The organism is Tardiphaga sp., from assembly GCF_041424195.1.
Lineage (GTDB): Bacteria > Pseudomonadota > Alphaproteobacteria > Rhizobiales > Xanthobacteraceae > Tardiphaga.
The window spans coordinates 23831-44150 of sequence record NZ_JBGMOE010000090.1; the positions used below are offsets into that span (position 1 = coordinate 23831).

The 20320-nt window shown below is 62.4% G+C and carries 14 protein-coding genes; 5 read left to right on the plus strand and 9 right to left on the minus strand.

The features are described from left to right. Positions 1-60: 60 nt before the first annotated feature. Positions 61-1644, minus strand: coding sequence for a Na+/H+ antiporter (locus ACEK02_RS13720; protein ID WP_371422235.1), 1584 nt, complete (start codon positions 1642-1644; stop codon positions 61-63). 187 nt (positions 1645-1831) lie between these two features. After that, on the minus strand, positions 1832-2896 hold the full coding sequence (locus ACEK02_RS13725) for a glycosyltransferase family 4 protein (protein ID WP_371422236.1): 1065 nt from the start codon (positions 2894-2896) through the stop codon (positions 1832-1834). Between the two features lie 301 nt (positions 2897-3197). Here ACEK02_RS13725 and ACEK02_RS13730 point away from each other — a divergent pair, with 301 nt between their 5' ends. The 4 genes from ACEK02_RS13730 (at position 3198) to ACEK02_RS13745 (ending at position 9301) form a co-directional block, all read left to right on the plus strand. Next, positions 3198-4964, plus strand: coding sequence for an ABC transporter ATP-binding protein (locus ACEK02_RS13730; RefSeq protein WP_371422237.1), 1767 nt, complete (start codon positions 3198-3200; stop codon positions 4962-4964). Positions 4965-5039: 75 nt separating this feature from the next. Continuing rightward, positions 5040-7241 carry a glycogen debranching N-terminal domain-containing protein gene (locus ACEK02_RS13735; RefSeq protein ID WP_371422238.1) on the plus strand — a complete coding sequence of 734 codons (2202 nt, stop codon included), beginning with the start codon at positions 5040-5042 and terminating at the stop codon, positions 7239-7241. A gap of 92 nt (positions 7242-7333) precedes the next feature. Beyond that, on the plus strand, positions 7334-7954 hold the full coding sequence (locus ACEK02_RS13740; protein ID WP_371422239.1) for a PRC-barrel domain-containing protein: 621 nt from the start codon (positions 7334-7336) through the stop codon (positions 7952-7954). 87 nt (positions 7955-8041) lie between these two features. Further along, entirely contained in the window at positions 8042-9301 is a 1260-nt protein-coding gene (locus tag ACEK02_RS13745) for an MFS transporter (RefSeq protein WP_371422280.1), read from the plus strand. A 2-nt stretch (positions 9302-9303) separates the two neighbouring features. On the opposite strand, the gene ACEK02_RS13750 is transcribed toward ACEK02_RS13745, so the two are convergent. The 4 genes from ACEK02_RS13750 to ACEK02_RS13765 form a co-directional block, all read right to left on the minus strand. Further along, positions 9304-10482 carry an alanine--glyoxylate aminotransferase family protein gene (locus ACEK02_RS13750; RefSeq protein WP_371422240.1) on the minus strand — a complete coding sequence of 393 codons (1179 nt, stop codon included), beginning with the start codon at positions 10480-10482 and terminating at the stop codon, positions 9304-9306. A gap of 86 nt (positions 10483-10568) precedes the next feature. Next, complete coding sequence (locus ACEK02_RS13755; RefSeq protein ID WP_371422281.1) at positions 10569-11411, minus strand: LssY C-terminal domain-containing protein; 843 nt, start codon at positions 11409-11411, stop codon at positions 10569-10571. 62 nt (positions 11412-11473) lie between these two features. Further along, the gene (locus ACEK02_RS13760; RefSeq protein ID WP_371422282.1) at positions 11474-12199 is read right to left on the minus strand and encodes a thermonuclease family protein; all 726 of its coding nucleotides are present in this window, start codon (positions 12197-12199) and stop codon (positions 11474-11476) included. 114 nt (positions 12200-12313) lie between these two features. Further along, positions 12314-14050 (minus strand): hypothetical protein, encoded by a 1737-nt coding sequence (locus ACEK02_RS13765; protein WP_371422241.1) that lies wholly within the window; start codon positions 14048-14050, stop codon positions 12314-12316. Positions 14051-14402: 352 nt separating this feature from the next. Here ACEK02_RS13765 and ACEK02_RS13770 point away from each other — a divergent pair, with 352 nt between their 5' ends. Then, complete coding sequence (locus ACEK02_RS13770) at positions 14403-15269, plus strand: caspase domain-containing protein (protein WP_371422242.1); 867 nt, start codon at positions 14403-14405, stop codon at positions 15267-15269. A 29-nt stretch (positions 15270-15298) separates the two neighbouring features. On the opposite strand, the gene ACEK02_RS13775 is transcribed toward ACEK02_RS13770, so the two are convergent. The 3 genes from ACEK02_RS13775 to ACEK02_RS13785 are packed head-to-tail and all read right to left on the minus strand — an operon-like array spanning position 15299 to position 20194. Further along, entirely contained in the window at positions 15299-16204 is a 906-nt protein-coding gene (locus ACEK02_RS13775; protein ID WP_371422243.1) for an efflux RND transporter periplasmic adaptor subunit, read from the minus strand. A gap of 9 nt (positions 16205-16213) precedes the next feature. After that, positions 16214-19327, minus strand: a complete 3114-nt coding sequence (locus ACEK02_RS13780; protein ID WP_371422244.1) for an efflux RND transporter permease subunit — start codon at positions 19325-19327, stop codon at positions 16214-16216. Next, positions 19328-20194, minus strand: coding sequence for an efflux RND transporter periplasmic adaptor subunit (locus tag ACEK02_RS13785; protein WP_371422283.1), 867 nt, complete (start codon positions 20192-20194; stop codon positions 19328-19330). Between the last annotated feature and the right edge of the window lie 126 nt (positions 20195-20320).

Below are 20320 nucleotides of genomic sequence, written 5' to 3' on the forward strand. Positions count from 1 at the left end.
AGAGCCTGTGATGGCCGCTGGGAAGTCTCGACAGCGAATGGCTTTGGAGGAAACGTGGCTTTAGAGGAAACGTCTTGCGTTGACTTCTTCGAGATCGAGGCCTTCCTCGATAGAATGCAGCACGCTGTCGTGGATTTCGCCGGCGCGATGCATCTTCAGGAGCTCTGCACGGCCGGCTTCGATGGCGGCCAGCACCGTCTTGAAGTGATCGATGCGCTGCGACGAGAGCGTTTCAGCCTCTTCGGCATAGCGCGCCGCGGCGCCCTTGCGATAGGTATATTGCTCGAACAGGCGCGGATGGCGATGTGTGCCGTCATCATTGCGTGACGCCTTCTCGACGGCAGAAAATTGCGCGGTTGCAACTCGCGCGCGCGCCTGCGCCTCGCTGAGTTTGGAGTGATGCGGAGTATGGGTGCCGCCAGTTTTCACGAGGCGGCGCACGATCGGTGCCAGCGTCGAGCCCTGGACAAGGACCGTCACCAGAATCACCGCGAAGGTGATCGCCAGGATGACGTCACGCCCCGGAAATCCTTCCGGCAGTGACAGCGCGGCGGCGAGACTGACCACGCCGCGCAGTCCGGCCCAGCTCATGATGAACGGCACCGACCATGGTGGAGAGGGATCGCGGGCGCGCAGCTTCGGCATCAGCATGCGCGGCAGATAGGTGCCGGGAAACATCCAGGCGAAGCGGGCCAGGATTACCGCGGCGATGATTGCCCCTGTCGCCGGCAACAGCGCCACCAGCGCGTCATAGCCGCCGAGCCGATACAGCACGCCGCGCAGCGACAGGCCAATCAGGATGAACACCAGAGATTCCAGGACGAAAACGACGACGCTCCATGCAGCGGTGGCGCGGGTGCGCGTCGCAGCGCCGAAGAACTCGTGCTGCTTCCATCCGAGGATCATGCCGCAGGCGACGGTGGACAGGACTCCGGAGACGTGGAGCTTTTCCGCGGCGATATAGGAGATCCAGGCGACCAGGAAAGTCCAGGCGATGGTCAGGTCGATTTCCTTGATGCGCCTGATCACCAGAATCGCGGCGAAAGCGAATACGATGCCGACGAGCAGGCCGCCGATCGCGACCGAGAAGAAGCTCACGGTGGCCGCGGCGGCGCTGAACGAGCCGGTTAGCGCCGCCGCGATAGCGAAGCGCAGCAGCACCAGGCCCGATGCATCGTTGACCAGGCTCTCGCCCTCCAGCAGCACGATAATGCGCGGCGGGAGCGGTACGCTCTGCAGCACGGCCTTGGCCGCCACCGAATCCGGTGGCGAGACGATGGCGCCGAGCGCAAAACAGGCGGCCCAGGGCAGGGATGGCATCACCCAATGTGCGACCACGCCGACCACGAGGGTGGTGAAGAAGACGGCGCCGACGGCGAGCTGCAGGATAATGCGCAAATCGGCGCGGAAATCGCGCCAGGAGGTGAACCAGGCGCTCGACATCAGTAGCGGCGGCAGAAACAGCACCAGCACCAGTTCAGGGTCAATTTCGACATCGGGGGTGCCAGGGATCATCGCGAAGCCGATCCCGCCAAGGATCAGGGCAGCGGCGCGCGGAAGCTGAAACCGCCGCGCGAGCATGTCGAGCAACACGATGACGGCCATCAGCAGCAGGATGATTTCAAAGCGGGAAACGGCGGTCATGATGCCCTGTCGGAATGCGAGAACATGTGCGGATGATCGATCCCGGCACCTGCCGTGACCGGATTACCACTATCTATCTCGCAAATGCCACGCGGGCTGTACAGCGGGTCAGTGATCTCGCAGCAGGCCACAATGGAAAGGGGTGGCCCGGCGGGCCACCCCTTGATGCCTTCATATACGCTTCAGATTACTCAGCACTGCTGACCAGGCGCAGCGGTGCCTTATGCTCCACCATGCTGCGATAGGTGGCTACATAATCGAGGGCCATGCGCCGGGCGGTGAAGCGGGTTTCGAACTGCTTCCGGATCGCCGTACGGTCCATGCCGGCGAGACGACCCACCGCAGCAACTGCGCTGGTCTCGTCCTCGACGATAAAGCCGGTGAGAGCCTCGTCGATGATCTCCGGCACCGAGCCGCGGTTATAGGCGATGACCGGCGTGCCGCAGGCCATCGCTTCGATCATCACCAGGCCAAACGGCTCGGGCCAGTCGATCGGCAGCAACAGGCCATAGGCGCCGCTGAGGAATTCCGGCTTCTCCCGGTCGCTGATCTCGCCGATATATTCGACCAGCGGATGATCCATCAGCGGGCGGACAACCTGTTCGTAATAGTCCTCATCCGCGCGGTCGATCTTGGCTGCGATTTTTAAGGGGATGCCCGCGCGGATGGCGATCTTGATGGCGCGGTCGACGCCCTTCTCCGGCGCGATACGCCCGAGCACGGCGAGGTAGCCAGGGGTGATCGGCTGCGGTGTCAGCAGTTTCTCCGGAAGACCGTGATAGATCGTGCGCACGAAATTCGCCTGCGGCACCGGGCGCCGCTGCGCATTCGAAATCGAAATTACGGGAATCTTGGAGAAGGTCGTGAAGGTAGGCTGATGTTCCGGCAAATCCAGACGGCCATGCAGCGTCGTGAGAAACGGCGTGGGTTGGCGGGAGAACAGGGAGAACGGATAGTAGTCGAGATGGAAATGCAGAACGTCGAATTCGTCGTCGTCACATTTTCGCCTTACGCGCTCGAGCATTTCCATATGGAGTGCGTTGGGGTCGCGGACAGAGCCATCGAGCCGCAACGCCCTCGGCCAGCCCGCATCGAGCTTGCCTGACGTTTGAGAGTCGCCGCTGGCGAACAGCGTAACATCATGCCCCTGCGCCACCAGCTCTTCGGTCAACCAATGCACGACCCGTTCCGTGCCGCCATAGAGTTTCGGTGGAACGGCTTCTGTCAGCGGAGCAACTTGCGCGATGCGCATTTACATATCTCCTATGTTGGAAGTGATGAACAACTTCAACGATGACGTGTCGGTAGCGATATGCCTGAAGCTGGAACGTTCTCGCATCTGCGAAGTTCCTGTGTGATCTGCGTAGTTCGTCCACACTGTGGTCTTGCTGATGCCATCACGTTCAACCACGCTTTCGGGAATGTTGATGCTGCCGGAATGTTGCGCAGAGATGGCGAGAGCGTGGGAAATTCGGGACGGCATCATCTTCATCAGTAGGCGGGGACGCTGTCCGTCACGATTCTTGTTCTCGTTCAACGGGTTTTAAAAATACATGGACAGTCTTTCGGGATATGCGTATCGCCCTTTCGCCTTTGTGATGCGCTACATCAGGATGCGTTCTGCATCACACACGGTCATCCTGCTCTCCGTGCTTGCAGCGGTCGCCTGCTCGGTAGGCACGCAATACGGGATTAAATTTTTAGTCGATGGCCTGTCAGCGGGGCCGTCGGGCAGCGGTAAAAGCGTCTGGGCCGCGTTCGCCGTGCTCATCGCGCTGATCACAGCCGATATGTTCCTGTGGCGCGTGGCGAGCTGGACGGCGAGCTACACATTCGTTGGCGTCACCGGTGATCTCAGGCGCGATATGTTTCGCCATCTGACCGGACACGCACCGAGCTACTTCTCGGATCGGCTGCCGGGGATGCTGACCAGCCGTATCACGGCGACATCCAACGCCGTCTTCACGGTTGAAAACATGTTTGTCTGGAACGTCTTGCCGCCCTGTGCCGCGACATTCGCCGCGATCATGCTGATCGGCACTGTTAGTCTGCCGATGGCAGCGGGCTTGACCGTCGTGGCCGGCGCGGTGGTTGTCATGATGTTCAAGATGGCTGCCGCCGGAAAGGCGCTGCATGACGATTTTGCCGACAAGGCCGCGGCGGTCGATGGCGAGATGGTCGATGTGATAAACAACATGCCGCTCGTCCGCGCTTTCTGCGGATTGAGCTTCGAACATGACCGCTTCGATGAAACGGTTGATCGCGAGCTGAATGCGCGTGGTCGCAGCCTGCGCTATCTTGAGCGTCTGCGTCTGACGCATGCGGCCATCACGGTCGCGCTGACGATCGGGCTGCTCGCCTGGGCGATCATGCTCTGGCAACGCGGCGCCGCCAGCACCGGCGATGTCGTTCTGATCTGCACCCTCGGTCTCTCGATCCTGCACGCGACGCGAGATCTTGCGGTGGCTCTGGTGGACGTCACCCAACATGTTGCGCGTTTGTCCGAAGCGCTGTCCACATTGCTGGTGCCCCACGAGCTCAGTGATCATCCAGAGGCCGAGCCCCTGGTCAAATCAGGTGCAGCGATCGCCTTCAACAATATCTCGTTCCGGTATCCCGGTGGCTTGCAGGTGTTCGACAAGTTCACCTTGCGGCTCAATGCCGGGCAGCGCGTCGGCCTCGTCGGGCAGTCTGGCGGGGGAAAGTCCAGCCTGTTCGTGCTGTTGCAGCGTTTCTACGACGTGCAGGAGGGCAGCATCACCATCGATGGCCAGGATATTTCACGCGTGACCCAGCACAGCCTGCGTCATGCGATCTCCGTGGTGCCGCAGGACATCTCACTGTTCCATCGCTCCATCATGGAGAACATCCGGTATGGACGCCCCGAGGCCACGGATGAGGAGGTACTGCGTGCCGCCATTTCGGCGCGTTGCGATTTTGTCGAGACGTTGCCGGAAGGTCTTCACACCATGGTAGGGGATCGCGGCGTCAAACTGTCGGGCGGGCAGCGCCAGCGCATCGCCATTGCACGCGCCTTCCTGAAGGATGCACCCATTCTGCTGCTGGATGAGGCGACGGCTGCCCTCGACAGCGAATCGGAGGAGGCGATCCGTGAAGCACTGGCGCGTCTGATGCGCGGTCGCACGGTGATCGCGATTGCGCATCGCCTCGCGACGCTGCGTAATTTCGATCGCGTGGTCATGCTGCAGAGCGGCAAGATCATCGAAGATGGCAAACCTGATCATCTGATGCAGGGCGAGGGGCCGTATCGGGAACTCGTCACACAGGAAATGAGCCGTCTCGCGCAGCACGCAGCCTGACGACTCAGTTATCCTCTCCAGGCGCTGCGTTTATCTTCGTGCCTGTCTTTACCTTACAACCGGCCGAGGTCGTCCATGTCCATCGAAGCCGCCGCGACCAAGTTGAACGCTATCGCCGATCAAAAGGCGGTCGAGTCACCGTTCTATATCCCGATGACGGGCCCTGCGTCGCGCCCGAGGCGCGCGCTCAAGCATGACGATACGTTCGTGGTGCTCGACAGCCATGGCGATATCGGCGCGTCCGCGGGCGGGCCGGATGGTCTGTTCAACGCCGATACGCGTTATCTCGCGCGGCTTGAACTGGCACTGAACGACGTTCAGCCACTGTTGCTCGGCTCCAATCTGCGCGACGACAATTCATCGCTCACCGTCGATCTCACCAATCCCGACATCTATCGCAATGGCCGCATCGTGTTGCAGAAGGATATGCTGCACATTGTACGCACCTTCTTCTTGTGGCGTGGCGCCGCCTACCAGCGCATCGGCCTGCAGAATCACGGCGAACACAGCGCCAGCTTCGATTTGACACTGTCGTTCGACAATGACTTCGCCGACCTGTTCGAGGTGCGCGGCGAAAGGCGCAAGCATCGCGGCATTGCTACCAGTCGCCTGGTCGGTCCGAGCGACGTGGCGCTGGAATATACCGGACTCGACGGTAAGCCTCTCAGCACGATGGTTCACTTTGATCCGCGTCCGACGCGGCTGGCCGCCAATACCGCGACCTATCACTTCGAGCTGAAGCCGCAGAAAACGACGTCACTGTTCGTGGCAGTCAGCTGCAATGCCGAAGTCGGCCACAAGCCTGTGCCGTTTTTCCGCGGACTGCTCGCCCATCGTCGCGAAATGCGCAATTTCAGCAAAGGTGCGGCGACGATCGAGACCTCGAATGATATTTTCAACGAGGTGATCTGCCAGGCGATGGCGGATCTCAATATCCTGATGACGAATACCCCGCAGGGCCGATATCCCTATGCCGGCATTCCCTGGTATTCGACCACATTCGGCCGCGATGGCCTGATTACGGCGCTGCAGTTGCTGTGGATCGACCCGCGCGTGGCGCGCGGCGTGCTGAAACGGCTCGCGGCGTTTCAGGCGAAGTCGATCGATCCGCTGGCGGATGCCCAGCCCGGCAAGATCCTCCATGAAATGCGCGGCGGTGAAATGGCCGCCTTGCGTGAAGTTCCGTTCGCGCAATATTACGGCAGCGTCGACTCAACGCCGCTCTTTGTGATGCTCGCAGGGATGTATGTCGAGCGCACCGGCGATGATGAGACCCTGCGCGAACTATGGCCGTCCGTCGAGGCGGCCCTCGCATGGATCGATGGTCCCGGTGACCCCGACAAGGATGGCTTCGTCGAATATCAGCGGGCTACCGAGCAGGGACTTCAGAACCAGGGCTGGAAGGATTCGTATGACGCGATCTTCCATTCCGATGGAAGGCTGGCCGAGGGCAATATCGCGCTGGCGGAGGTGCAGGGTTATGTCTTCGCCGCCAAGCATCTGGCGTCCCGTCTCGCATTGCGCATGAACCTGCCCGACAAGGCTCGGCAGCTCGAAGCAGAAGCCGGGCAACTTGCTGCGCGGTTCGAGGAGGCCTTCTGGTGCGAGGAACTCGGCACCTATGCGCTTGCGCTCGACGGCGCGAAGATGCCTTGCGCAGTTCGTGCTTCGAATGCGGGCCAGTTGCTGTTCACAGGCATCGTCCGTGAGGATCGCGCGCGCATGGTCGCTGCCGACATAATGGGTCCGCATTTCTTCACCGGCTGGGGCATTCGCACCATTGCGCGCGGCGAGGCGCGCTACAATCCGATGTCCTATCATGATGGCTCGATCTGGCCGCACGACAACGCGCTGATCGCACTCGGTCTGGCGCGCTATGGCCTGAAGCATTCGGTGGAGACCGTCTTCAAGGGCCTGTTCGACACCGCGGCCTATATGGACCTGCGACGACTGCCGGAATTGTTCTGCGGCTTCCAGCGCGAAAAACGCCGTGGGCCGACCTTGTATCCGGTGGCGTGCGCGCCGCAGGCCTGGGCCAGTGCGACGCCGTTCACACTGCTCGAAGCGGCGCTTGGAATCGAATTCGACGTCGCGCGCGGCGAGATTCGCTTCCGCAATCCGCGGCTGCCCGCTTTTCTGCAGTACGTCATTCTGCGTGATCTCCGGCTCGGCGAATCCAGCGTCGATCTTTGCCTGCGCAAACACGATAACGATGTGTCGCTGGAAGTGCTGCGGACCCGCGGTCAGATCCAGGTGTCGATCGTGCTGACGCATTGACGCGTCTCCTGGCGCAGGGGTTCGCATCATCGGCGATACATGTGAGTAAGGGACTTTCCATGCCTGCAAATCGGATCATTGCCGGATTGGCTATGTCGTTGGCGTTGAACGTTGGCGCCGTGTGCCGGGCGGCGGATGCCCCTGCGCTTCCACCCGCGGCATCGGAGAAATCCACTCCTGAAGCGCAATCGTCAGTGCCGTCGTCCGCACCTGATGCGGCTGCCGTGCAGCCGGCAACGCCGCCGGTCGTATCCGCGCCCGAGAAACAGCCATCGCCGGTATCCCCGCAGACGGCGTCAAAACCTGATGTAGCCGCGCCTGCGCCTCCCGCGACTGTCGCCAAGCCACCGTCGGTGACGGTAATCGATGCCTTCGATGCCAAAGGCATTCTCGGCCGTGATGTGCGCAGTCCTGCAAGCGAGAATATGGGACGCATCGCCGACGTCATCGTCGATCGTGCGGGACAGGTGCGCGGCGCGGTCATCGACTTCGGCGGCTTCCTCGGGGTTGGCTCGCGCAAGATCGTGGTCGATTGGGGGGCGTTACATTTCTGGAACGTGGCCGACAAGACCGCCAGCATCACGCTCGATCTCACGCGCGAGCAGGTGCGTGCGGCGCCGGAATACAAGGACGATCAGCCTATTGTTGTGCTCGGCGCATCCGGCACGCTCACGCCGTTGAGGTTTCCGCCTCTCACCATGCAGGAGCGTTAATTGGCGGTTCACGCAACCACACGCGCAGCTGATCTCTCCCGCCGCGATGATGTCGCGGCGGTGACCGAGGTCGCTTGCGCACCGGGGATTGCACCGGAGTCCGAGTCGTATCCGCAGGAGCCACGGCGCAGTCCGGAGCCGTCGAAGCAGAGCCTGCGCGGGCTCGACTGGTTCATCTTCTTCCTTGCCGACGTGCAGACCGGCTTTGGTCCATTTGTTGCGGTCTATCTCACGACCCAGAAATGGACGCAGGTGGAGATCGGCTTTGTGTTGTCGATCGGGGGCATCGTCGCGCTGCTCGGCCAGATCCCGGGCGGCGCCATCATCGATGCCGCGCGCTCGACACGGCTGGTGGCCGGGGCAGCCGTTGCGACCATCGCCTGCTGTGCGCTGGCCTATGCGGTGCTGCCGATCTTCCCCATCGTCGTCACCGCGGCGACGCTGCATGCGATGGCGAGCTGTGTGCTCGGCCCTGCCATCGCCGCTATCAGCCTCGGGCTGGTCGGTCCGATGCGGATCGGTGAGCGCCTTGGCCGTAATGCGCGCTTCGCCTCGCTCGGCAATGGCGTCGCCGCTGCCGTCATGGGCACTTGCGGCTATCTGCTGTCAAGCCGCTCGGTGTTCATCGTCACGTTCCTGCTGGCGCTGCCGGTACTTTACGCGCTGTCGCGGATTCGACCTCAGGAGATCAATTCTGCGCAGGCCCATGGTGCCAGCACCAAAGAGGCCGAGAGCAACAGGCCGATCCGTTTTCGCGATCTGATGCGACAGAAGCCGCTTTTGATTTTCGGCTGCGCTGTGCTGCTGCTGCAGTTTGCCAATGCCGCGATGCTGCCGTTGATGGCTGGTGTCGTTACCACGCGGTCGGCCGATTGGGCGCCGGCGCTGATCGCCTTCTGCATCGTGGTCCCGCAGGCCATCGTCGCGGCGACCTCGCCGACGGTCGGCCGCAAGGCGCAGCAGTGGGGTCGACGGCCTCTCTTGCTGATCGCCTTTGCGTCACTGGCGATCCGCGGATTGCTGTTTGCCGTGGTTACCGACCCGTTTGCACTGGTCGCTGTGCAGGTTTTCGACGGCGTCACTGCTGCCGTGTTCAGCGTGATGATTCCGCTGATCGTTGCCGACATCGCCTTCGGTAGCGGGCGCTTCAGCCTTGCACAGGGCATCGTCGGCACAGCCACCGGCATCGGCGCGTCGCTCAGCACGGTGACCGCCGGCTATGTGGCCGACAAGCTCGGCGCACCGGTCGCCTTTATCGGGCTGGCCTGCGTCGCCGGGCTGGGCCTCTTGCTGATCTGGCTGGTGATGCCGGAAACCCGCCGCGAGCACAGCGAGGTCGAGAGCTAGCGTCAGGGCGCGACGTTCTCGCCGAGAAAGTTGACCGCCGCCGTGACACCGCCCTTGCCGTGCGGAATGCCGAGCGCCTGCAGTCCCATCTCGATCACGCCGAGCGTTCCGAGAATCATGGGCGCGTTGACATGGCCCATATGGGCGATGCGGAATGCCTTGCCGTGCAGGTCGCCGATGCCGACGCCGAGAATGACGCCGCATTTGTCGCGGCAATAATCCAGCAGCGGCGTCGGGTTGTCCATCCGCACCGTCGTGACCGTGTTGCCGCGTTCTTTCGGCTCGATGATGTTGAAGCTCAGCACGCCGCCATCGGCCCATACGGCAACAGCCCGGCGAACGGCTTCCGCCAGCAATCGATGGCGCTGGAACACGTTGACCAGCTTCTCGTCGAACAGCATGTCGATGGCCTGACGCTGCGCGAACATCAGATGCACCGGCGCGGTGCCCGAATGTTTCCGGTAGTGCTCGTCGCCGTCGCGCTCGGTCCAGTCCCAATAGGGCGTGCGCAGATTCGCCGTCTTGTGAACCTCGCGCGCGCGATCATTCGCGGCGACATAGCCGAGGCCAGGGGGTGTCATCAGGCCTTTCTGCGAGCCGGACATGGCGACATCGATGCCCCATGCATCCATCTCGAACGGCATGCAGCCGAGCGATGCGACGGTGTCGACCATGAATAATGCGGGATGGCCGGCCGCCTTGATCGCCTTGCCGATGGCTTCAATGTCGTTGAACGCGCCCGATGCCGTATCGATCTGCACCGCGAGCACAGCCTTGATCTCGTGCCTGGTGTCCTGTCGCAACGCTACTTCAACCTCGGCAGGACGAATGGCGCGATTCCAGTCGCCCTTCAGGCTCTGCACGGCGACGCCCATGGCGCCCGCAGCGTGGCCCCAGCCGGCCGCGAAACGCCCGCTTTCCAGCACCAGGATCTTGTCGCCGCGCGACAGCACATTGGTGAGCGTCGCTTCCCACGCACCATGCCCGTTGGCGATATACATATAGGTGTTGCCCTTGGTGGCGAACAACGTGCCGATATCGCGCAGCAGCCCGAATGTGAGCTGCACCATTTCCTTGGAGTAGATATCCAGCGGCGGACGATGCATCGCCCGCAATACTTCATCTGGCATCGTGGTGGGGCCGGGGATGGCGAGAAATTCACGACCTGCACGAACGACCATTTTCAATCCTTGTTGGTATTTTCGGCCATGGTGCCATGGCGCAGCGCGAAATCAAAGCGCGTGTGAGATGGTCTGAATTTGACTGCCTAGTGAGTCAGCGCATCACGCCCGATCACATTCGCGATGGCCTGGAAGATCTGGTCCTTGATCTCGGTCGCCGCCGGGCTCGGGATCGTCTCGGAAGGGCCGTCGTGTTTGGCGCAGGCCACCACCAGCCGCAGGATCCAGACTTCGCCATCAGTGTAGTACAGGTCGCCGCCCCCATTGTGACCGGCGACGGTCGGGCCGATTCCGGTGACCTGATATTTGGCCTCGACCATGCCGGCCTTTTCGAGGTCGCCCGCGAGCGCTGCGCGCTCCGCATCGATATCGGCAGCGATGTGATGCGTGATCGCGCCGGTGTATTTGCTGATCCCGACGCTGCGATCGAAAGTCGCATCGCCAAGCCAGACCGGGCGATCTTCCTGCCCCTTGTCGAGAACCTTCCAGAGCCGGATATGGTGGCGATGATCAGCGCTGTTGCCGACAGGCTTCTCGAAAGCGAGATCCTCGCGGCGGCCGAGATAGACCAACGGGCTCACCGGTGCATCGCGATAGGGGCGGTCGAGCAAGACGCTGCCGACAATCTCCAGGGACGAGCGTAACGTTACGGGATCGGCGGGATACCAGCCGGCAGCATGCATCGCGCACAGCACGTCCTTCGTGTCACCGATCAGGCCGACATTGATGGGATCGCCGGGAATACCTTGCGCGGTCATCGTCGTCATCGGCAAGCCGGCAAGGCTCTTCTGGTGCTCGTAATGGGTCCAGAGTTCGGGGAGCAAGAGATAGGCGATGCCGCCATAGATGACCAAGGCAAGCAGCGTCAGTCGCGCTGCCCGGAATGTCCGGCCGCGGCGTTGTTTCTGCGCAATGACATCCGTCTGCAGGTCAGCCAAGGTTCCGCTCGATCGAATCTGAGCGGGGAACGTGCCACGTCAGCGCCGCCGTGTCATCGTCGGGTCTCGCGGCAGCCGGCGGCTTCGGCCTCTTCTTTAGAGCAAAACCAGCGTGTTCCCTTGCTGATCCGCATGCTGATCTTGGCATACCAGCGGCTTTCGGGCGTGTGATAGATGCAGACGCCGGCCCGGTTGACGTTGCCCTTGATCCGGCAGGTCGGAGACGGCGCCACATGGCCGGATGCCGAGGCCAGCAGGATCGGCAAGGCGTCCTCCGGAGGCTTGATCGAGCCAAGAATGGTGGTCTTCTTGTTGCGCACGCGCCAGTCCCAGGGCGCAAAGAACGCACCCGCCCAAAGTCCGGCCTTGGCTTCCCGTGCGGCTTTCTCGTCGGCATCATAGGTATGCGAGAAGCGCACATAGGAGAGTGCCCAGCCGCTCTTCACCATCCACTGACCGATGTCCTCGCCATCCACCTCGCATTTGGCGACCGAGCGGCCGAAGCGATCGGTACGTAGCACGTGGCAGGTCCAGCTTTTGTCGCCGACATGCTCCATGAGCGCTTCATGTGCGGCGACACCGCAGGTCCAGCGCTCGCCATTGGCATTCAGGCACAACTGGTCGAGGCCCGGCGCGTCTATGCCGGCGAGCCGGATGCGGATCGCGCCGATGGACATCTGGTCGCCGTCGCGGATCTTCGGTACCCCCGTCACATCGGCGGCCTGTGCCAGTGCGGGAATGCAAAGCATCGCGATAAAAAGGGAAAGGGTGCGGAACATGCGCATCGAACCGTTTGATTGCAAAATCATGACGACAATCCGGAGACAGTGCGGGCATTTCGCCGCGCATGCCAGCACGGTCGCTCCTTCATACCTTCAACTTCGCGCGATGAACTAGGCGGCATGGCCGTTCATCATCTTCCGCCGCGTCAGCGCGAGACCCATCAGCACGAAGGCTGAGGTCACTTCGGGGCCGCCAACCAGAATTCGTGTCGGCGTTTTCATCTTGTTCCATTCATAGGCCTTGAACGGACCCTTGCGGCCGCCTTCGCCTGTTGCTTTGATGATGCAGCGCAGCGCAGGTGCGAAATGCGCGAGCTCGCCGCCGAGGTGTCCGAGCGCGATCAGTGCGAGTGCCGCATCGAACGCGTTCATCTCACGCGCAATCAACTCGTGCTGCACATAGGCGAGAACATGCAGGCGAATGAATTCGAATGTGCCGTCGGTATCGATGGCCTGTTGTGTTGCGTCCGGCAGTTCACGGAAAGCCGCATAGCAGCGGCCGAAATAGGCGCTGTAGAGCTCTGGCAGATAATAGATGTGCGATCTCGGATCGGCGAAGGCGCCGGATGCCACGAGGCGGCGCTGGAATCCGATGATCCGCCGCATCGTTTCCAGTCGTTTCGGCGTCTCCATGACCTTCCAGCGGGTCAGATTGCGGAACGATACTTCGAGCACGTCGAGATTAAGCGTCGGATCGAGATCGTTGCCATAGGGTCGCTCGCCCGCGAGATTGTCGATCCAGGTGACGATCGCGCCGTCATAGTCGATGTGGTCATTGATCGGTACGGTGACCATCGGCTCATTGCTGCCGTTGCCGACCTGATAACCGGCATAGAAGTCGAGCAGGGGCTGATCGAGGATCGGATCGGTCGAGCCGGCCTGCGTGGCGGCGGAGAATGAGCAGGCTGTGGTGTCGCAGTCCGGAACATAGATGCCGAAGCCGAGATCCTGCTTGATTTGCGCAAACAGCCGGCTGAAGCGCGGATGCGGTGGCGGCGCCAGCGCGGTGATGACGTTTACGCTCGTCCCGTCATGCGAGTGGACTTCCTCGCGGCTGGTGACCAGACAGAATTCAACCATCGCATCGATGGCGCGGCGCGAGGATGTCGTCTGGTCCGGCGATGGCAGTCCGGTTTCGCCGAAGCTGAGTAGCGCCTCGGTGTAGAAGGCGTCGTAATAGGCCGAGCGATGCCGGATCTGCACCGGCTCCCACATGGGCTCGGCAATTCCGGTCCACGGCGGATTGATGAGTTTACCGGCCGGCGAACGCGCGATGAAGATGCGCGCAAGTGTGAACAGCAGCGTCGAATTCTTGTAGCCGCGCGAATTCAGGCCGGTCAGGGCCATCAGGAATTCGCGGCCATGCATGTCGGGATCGCCGATCAGGTTGAACGCCGCATAGGTCGGGATGAAACCGTTGCATTCGAACGAGCGCAGCAGATGCGTGCCGCAGGCCTTGATGACATCGTCGATCTCGCCCAGCGACGGCGCCTGCGCTGAAGCCGCGGCGGGCTTCGGCGCCGGATGGCGCAATGTGACCGTATCGAGAAGCTCGGCGATCGGGTGGCCGATGGCTTCCCAATCGGGGCTTTCGTCATCGCGTGCCGAAATCAGGGCATGCTGCACGGCTTTGAAGCGGACGGGGTCGCGCAGCTCGGACAGGCCGGCGCGGCAGAGCAACGGACGAAGCGCGGGATTGCCCAGCGCGGTTTTGTAGAACTTGATGATATGGGCGTCGCCGCCGGTGTGCTTATGGAAGAGGGGATCGCAGAGGTCGTAGAGCGACGGGCCGTCCTTGCTGGATGTCAGCGCGCGGTATGCGGCGCCGGCAAAATAAGACACACTCATGAGGTTTCTTTCAGTGCGGCTTCCTGCGCACGTTTCGAAAACCGTCCGCCGTCGCCGCGGCGCAATCGCCTCCCGATACCTGCAACCCCTTGAAAAGTTGCACGAATCGGCAGGGATTACAATTGCGTGAAGCGCAAGCTCATTCAAGACCTTAGCCAGGTCGGGCAGTAACCCTGTCTTAAACCCCGGCCTTTACCGGTTGCCCGGGTGGCCCCGACGGGTTAACAACCGGTTTGCTGCGATGCCGCAAATTGAGCGTATTTAATACTCATTGGTTTGGCATCCCTTCAAACCTATTTCGACGTTCGCGCGACCCACGGGTTGTGCGTGAACGATGAGCAGGAATGACGTAATGAACGTACGGCAGTTTCGCGTATCCCGTCGCTCGATCACTGTGGCCGCAGCTTTTGTCGGTCTGGTCTCGCTGGCGCTTGGCGCCAATGCCGCGCTGAACAAGCGTTCTCTGGAAGCTGCGCAGGCCGCGACGGTGACCGGCAGCATCAATCCTGTGACGACGGCATCGCGCATCGCGCTGGTGATAGGCAACGGTCATTACCCCGATGCCGGCGCGCCGCTCGCCCAGCCGATCAACGATGCCCGCGCCATGACGAGCGCACTCCGCCGCGACGGTTTCGATGTGGATGTGGTGGAAGATGCGACCCGCGATGACATGACCCGTGCGGTCGAACGTCTCAAGGCCAAGATCAGGCCGGACTCGGTCGTGATGCTGTATTTCGGTGGCTATGGCGTTCAGGTCGGCCGGCAGAGCTATATGATCCCGGTCGATGCTGCGATCTGGAAAGAGCGTGACATTCGCCGCGACGGCATGAGCGTCGAGGCCGTGCTCGACGTCATGAAAGAGCGTGGCGCCCAGGCCAAACTGGTCGTGCTGGATGCGTCCCGCCGCAATCCCTATGAGCGCCGCTTCCGCGGTTACTCCCGTGGTCTCGCGCCGATCGATGTTCCTGAGAATGCGCTGATCCTGACCTCGGCGACGCCGGGCAAGGTCGCCGACGATGTCGATGGCCAGAACAGCCTGCTTGCCACCGAACTCTTGAAGAACATGAAGGCCAAGCCGGCGAGTGCCGAGTCCGTCTTCACCAACACCCGCGCTGCCGTCACCCGTGCGACGTCGGGCGAGCAGGTCCCGGTGGTGTCCTCGTCGCTGGTTGAAGACATCCTGCTCGGTGACAGCGCAACGGCCAAGGCCGGCAGCTAAGCCCCGGCAACTGATCTTTCCCGTTACGATTACTTTGCAGCGTCTGCGTTAGCCATCACTGGTCGAACCGGGTCGCCTTCGCGCAACAAGGCGCCGGCCCGCGCGACGATCACATCGCCATCATTCAAACCTTCGCGGACTTCGACGCGACCGCCCGACATCAGCCCGATCTCGACGCGCCGCGTTTCGATGCGCTGCCGTCGCACCACCTGCACGACGGTGCCGCCGGCACTATAGAGAACGGCGGTCAACGGCACCGCAATGCCGCAGCTTTCGCCGGTCTTGATGATGGAGCGCGCATAGGAATTGCTCATCAGCCGCCGGGCCGAGGTGATCGAGATCACGACCTGGCCAAGCTGGCTGTTGGGCTCCACGGTGGAGGCCACGCGTTTCACTTTACCGTCCAGCTCTCCGGCACCGATCACCTTGACCTTCACCGGTTGATCTATCTTGAGCTTCGGCAGATCGCGGGTCGGCACCTGGCCAATGAATTCGAACTCGCTGCGCGCGATGATGCTGAAAAGCGCTTCGCCCTTGGCCGATGCAAGCGATCCGACCACGGCGGATGAAGCGCTCACCAGTCCTGCGACGGTCGCCTGCACTTGCAATGAGCCGCCTTCCGGCGGCGTCAGGCGCGCGAGGATCTGGCCTGCGGTGACGTTCTCGCCGGCGTCGACCATGACCTCAGCAACCTTGAGGCCCGGGCGGTCCGGACGGATCGAGACTTCCTCGCGCGGAACGAGGATGCCGGAAACCTCGACGGTGGCGGCGAAGCAGGACTTTGCGGCAGTCAGCACCGTCACTGCGGCACCCTTCGGCGCGTCGGCAGGATCGTCGGCGGCCAGAGCCGGCTGCGTGAACACGCATAGCGACAATGCGACCAGCAATCTGGCCCATGATGTGGTTCGCTTCGGAGAGGCGACGGACAGGGTCATTGCATGGGCCTATTTGTGCGGGACAGCTGGCGGCTGGTCGCCGGTCTGGCGGTCTTCCTCACCGCTCGACACCAGCAGCTTGCGCCCGAAGCGCCAGGCCAATTGCCCGACATCATCGATCATCAGGAACATTGCCGGCACGAACAGCAGCGACAGCGCTGTCGAGAAGATCAGCCCGCCAATGATGGCAAGTGCCATGGGTGAGCGGAATTCGCCACCGGCACCGAAGGCTAGCGCGGACGGCATCATGCCGGCCGCCATGGCGACGGTGGTCATCACGATCGGCCTTGCCCGCTTCATGCCGGCATCGATGATCGCGACCTCTCGCGGCTTGCCTTCGCGAATGGCTTCCACCGCAAATTCCACCAGCATGATGGCGTTCTTGGTGACGATGCCCATCAGCATCAGGATGCCGATCCACACCGGCGTCGTCAGCTGCTTGCCGGTCAGAAGCAGCGCCAGGATCGCGCCCCCGATCGACAGCGGCAGCGAGAACAGGATAGTGATGGGTTGCAGGAATGTGCCGAACAGCAGCACCAGCACCGCATAGACCATCATCAGGCCTGCCGAGATCGCGGTGGCAAAGCCATCCGCCAGTTCGTTCAGGCTTTCGGCGTCGCCGGACTGCTTGACGCTCACATTCTTCGGCAGGCTCTTCATGACCGGTAGTTCGTAGATTTTCTTCAGGGCATCGCCGAGCGCGGCGGTGCCGACGAGATCCGCGGCCACAGTGGCCTGACGCTCTCTGTCGTAGCGGTTGATGCTGGTCGGTCCCTGATCGAGCTTGATGTCGGCGACCACCGAGAGCGGCACGCCGCCGCGCCCGCCGCCCAGCGGCACCCGCAACTGTTCGAGGATCTGGAAATCCGCGCGCGCCGTATCTTCTAGCTGCACGCGGATCGGCACCAGGCGGTCGCCGGCGTCGAACTTCGCCAGAGCCGGGCCGACGTCGCCGATGGTGGCGACGCGGATGGTTTCCGACAGGCTCTCGGTGGAGACGCCGAGCCGCGCGGCGAGATCGGCACGTGGCTGCACGCGCAGCTCAGGACGATCCAGCGAGGTTTCCGAGATCACGTTGGAGATCAGCGGAATGCGCTTCATCTGCGTCGCGAGTTCGCTGGCGACATTGGCGACGACATTGCTGTCGGTGCCGGTCACCACCAGCGAGATGGCGCGCAGCCCGTTCTCGTCGAGGAACCAGTAGCGAATATCCGGAACGCTTTCGAGTTCCTTGCTGATATCGAGTTCGAGCAGGCGCTGTGTATGTGCGCTGTCGCGTTCGCTCTTCGGGGTGTAGTTGATGATCAGAGCTGCGCGTCGCACTTCATAGGTGCCGGGCGGGACGTGCCCGCCGTCGACGAATACGCTCTTCACTTCAGGTCGCTTGCGCAGCCGTGCAACGATGTCCTCTGTGACTTTCTCGGTGTAAGCGAGCTGCGATCCCGGCAGCAATTCCATCGCCATGAGCGAACGCGCCGTGTCCTGGGCCGGCAGGAAGCCCTGCGGCAGCAGCTGGATGCTCCAGATCGACAGTGCGAAGATGGCGAGACCGAAAAGAACCGTCACGTAGTATCGCTTCACCGACAGGTTCACGAGCTTGTTGTAGGCTCGCAGCAGGCGTCCCGGCGGTGGATCGTCGTGCTTGTGATCCTTCAGGAAGTAGGCAGCCAGCACAGGCGTGACGAAGCGTGCTGCCAGGAGTGAGAAGAACACCTGCACCGATACCGTAATGCCGAACTGCTTGAAGAACTGCCCGGCGATACCCGACATGAAGCTGGCCGGGGCGAAGATCGCGATGATGGTGAGGCTGATGGCGATCACGGCGAGGCCGATTTCGTCGGCGGCTTCCAGTGCTGCGCGATAGGGCGACTTGCCCATCCGCATATGCCGCACGATGTTCTCGATCTCGACGATGGCGTCATCGACGAGAATGCCTGTCGAGAGTGTGATGGCGAGGAAGCTCACGAGATTGAGCGAGAAGCCGAGCAGGTCCATCGCCCAGAAGGCCGGGAAGATCGACAGTGGCAGCGAGATCGCCGCGATGACGGTGGCGCGCAGATCGCGCAGGAAGAAGAACACAACGATGACGGCGAGCGCGGCGCCCTCGAACAGGGTCGAGATCGCGGCTTCGTAGTTGCCCTTGGTAAAGTCCACCGAGGTATCGATCAGTTTCAGGTCCACGTCGGGATAGGACGCCTTCAGCGCATCGATACGTTTCTGCACGGCGGCGGCGACAACCACATCGCTGGCGCCCTTGGAGCGTTTGATACCCAGCGCCACCACGGGCTCGCCGTTGAAGCGCGCAAAAGTGCGTCGGTCGGCGATGGTGTCGGTGACGGTGCCGAGGTCTTCGAGCCGCACCTCGCCGCCGGACGGCAGGCTGATCATGGTGCCGGCAAGTTCATTCAGCGTTTTGGCGCCGGCCAGCGTGCGAATGGCCTGATCGTTCTTGCCGATTTCGGCGCGGCCGCCGGCGAGGTCCACATTGGTGCCGCGCAGGCGCCTGGAGACATCGACGGCGGTAAGGCCTGCGGCCTGCAAACGGTCAGGATCAAGCGAGACGAGGATTTCGCGCTCGACACCGCCGATGCGCTCGACCTGGGCGACGTTGCGCACGCCCTGCAATGCACGCTTCACCACGTCGTCGACGAACCACGACAGTTGCTCCGGCGTCTTGCCGGGCGAGATCGCAGCATAGGTGACGATGGGCAAGCCGATGACGTCGACGCGCTGGATCAGCGGTTCGTTGACATTCTGGGGGAGATTGGCGCGGACGCGCGTCACGGCGTCCTTGACGTCGTTCAGCGCGCGATCGGTATTGGTTTCCAGCGCGAATTGCACGGTGGTGACCGACAGGCCGTCGGTGATCGACGACGAAATGTGCCGGACGCCTTCGACGCCGGAGACGCCGTCTTCGATGGTCTTGGTAACCTGCGCTTCAAGTTCTGCAGGCGCAGCGCCGAATTGCGACACGGCGACCGAGATCACCGGAATATCCGCGCTCGGCAGCCGCGTGATCGCCAGCTTGGTGAAGCTGATCCAGCCGAGCACCAGGAGAATGATCGAAAAGACGATGGATGGAAGCGGATGGCGGATCGACCATGCCGAGATATTCATTGCCATTCAGCGCACCCGCGATCGGTCGAGATCATCGGCGAACATGGTCTGGACCTTGTCGCCGTCATGAAGTGACGTGCCGGCATCGGCGACGACGATTTCGCCCACATCGACGCCTTCAAGAATTTCCGTCGACGTGTCGGACACCAGCCCCACCTTCACCCGGCGGGTCTCGATGGTGTTGCCTTTCACGACCTGCACGGTGAAGTGTTCGATCGCCGAGCGCGGGATCGCGACGCCGCAGCTGCGCTTGGCATCGATGCTGGCGCGGGCGAAGACGCCGACCTTGAGCGACGGATTGCTCGTCAATGACAGCCGGACATGGCCGAGCTGAGTCACGCGGTCGATCTGTGGCGACACCAGCCGCACCTTGCCGAAAATATCGGGTTGATCGTCGCGGCTGATCCGCGCCGTGACGCCGGGGTTGAGCTTGAGGATGTGGATGCTCGGCACTTCCGCATCGAGCTCGAGTTCGTTGTTGATGGCGATCCTGAACATCGGCCCGGCCTGCGGCGAGGCCGGCGCGCCGGCGATGGTGTTGACCGAGGTGATGAGCCCTGCTGCGGGCGCACGCAGGGTCACAGGATTCGGGCGCGCATTGTTGGGTGTCGGCGGCGGTGTCAGGCGGGCGAGTTCCTGGTTCTCGGTGACGATGTCGCCCTCGCGGACCAGCACTTCGGATACCTTTGAACCCTCGGTCTCGACGCCGACCACGGCCTCGCGGCGCGGCACCACGAATCCGGTCACCCGGACGAGATCGGAGAAGCAGGCATTGGTGGCCTTGGCGACAATCACCATGGCGCCATGGGGCGGGGCGGAGCCGGCGGCGGGTGTGGGGTCAGCGGCAAAACCGGCCGAGGTGGTCGCGACCATCGTGGCCGCCAGCGACAGAATTGCGAGAGGCGAGGCTGAGCAGGCAAGAGCCTTCATTGCGAGATCGATCCACTTGGCATTGCGGAGCACCAGGGGCGTTCGATCGGTGCGGCGGCAGGTCGGGGC

Coding starts and splice junctions, on each gene's coding strand:
- ACEK02_RS13760 (WP_371422282.1), bottom strand. CDS start 12,199: ATGTTCCGCACCCTTTCCCTTTTTATCGCGATGCTTTGCATTCCCGCA.
- ACEK02_RS13750 (WP_371422240.1), bottom strand. CDS start 10,482: ATGGTCGTTCGTGCAGGTCGTGAATTTCTCGCCATCCCCGGCCCCACC.
- ACEK02_RS13740 (WP_371422239.1), top strand. CDS start 7,334: ATGTCGTTGGCGTTGAACGTTGGCGCCGTGTGCCGGGCGGCGGATGCC.
- ACEK02_RS13720 (WP_371422235.1), bottom strand. CDS start 1,644: ATGACCGCCGTTTCCCGCTTTGAAATCATCCTGCTGCTGATGGCCGTC.
- ACEK02_RS13780 (WP_371422244.1), bottom strand. CDS start 19,327: ATGGCAATGAATATCTCGGCATGGTCGATCCGCCATCCGCTTCCATCC.
- ACEK02_RS13725 (WP_371422236.1), bottom strand. CDS start 2,896: ATGCGCATCGCGCAAGTTGCTCCGCTGACAGAAGCCGTTCCACCGAAA.
- ACEK02_RS13765 (WP_371422241.1), bottom strand. CDS start 14,050: ATGAGTGTGTCTTATTTTGCCGGCGCCGCATACCGCGCGCTGACATCC.
- ACEK02_RS13730 (WP_371422237.1), top strand. CDS start 3,198: ATGGACAGTCTTTCGGGATATGCGTATCGCCCTTTCGCCTTTGTGATG.
- ACEK02_RS13785 (WP_371422283.1), bottom strand. CDS start 20,194: ATGGTCGCGACCACCTCGGCCGGTTTTGCCGCTGACCCCACACCCGCC.
- ACEK02_RS13735 (WP_371422238.1), top strand. CDS start 5,040: ATGTCCATCGAAGCCGCCGCGACCAAGTTGAACGCTATCGCCGATCAA.
- ACEK02_RS13775 (WP_371422243.1), bottom strand. CDS start 16,204: ATGACCCTGTCCGTCGCCTCTCCGAAGCGAACCACATCATGGGCCAGA.
- ACEK02_RS13770 (WP_371422242.1), top strand. CDS start 14,403: ATGAACGTACGGCAGTTTCGCGTATCCCGTCGCTCGATCACTGTGGCC.